Origin of the sequence: Pseudomonas sp. MIS38 (assembly GCF_019891575.1) — a bacterium.
GTDB lineage: Bacteria > Pseudomonadota > Gammaproteobacteria > Pseudomonadales > Pseudomonadaceae > Aquipseudomonas > Aquipseudomonas putida_A.
The window spans coordinates 1-435 of the sequence record NZ_JAFLXF010000068.1 but is presented as its reverse complement, the minus strand read 5'-3'; the positions used below and the strand labels follow the sequence as shown (position 1 = coordinate 435).

Genomic DNA, 435 nt, shown 5'->3' with positions numbered 1-435 from the left:
CGGAGTTCAACGTAGGGAATCTGACCACCAATGCCACCTATCGCATGGGCGTCTGGCCGTTGATTGCCACAGGCCAATATGTCTGGCTGCGTCTGAAAGGGACGAACGCTGATGGCAGCGACTACAACCTGCAGATCCATACGGCACCAGGCTCAATGGTCAGCGCCCAGTGGCTCAATCAAGGTTATTACGAGCGGAGCATCGCCCTTGAAGGCTTGAGAAACCTCAAGGATGGCAGCCCGCTGACCATGGAGTTCAAGGCCGCGTTCGGCAAGAACACGAATGAGAGCGAGGCAGTGGACTTCCCTGTGCGCACCTACATGATCAAAGCGTTTGAGGATGTTCGGCCAGAAATTACCGGATCGAAAGACTCCAAAGGGAATGAGATTCTCCCGGGCGCCACGACCGTTGACACTTCGATCAAGCTTGAAGGGA

Annotated in this window: 1 pseudogene; it reads left to right on the top strand. The window is 55.4% G+C overall.

Annotated features, from left to right (window positions below):
- A pseudogene (locus J1G18_RS27890) lies at positions 1 to 435 on the top strand (hypothetical protein); the annotation flags it as partial.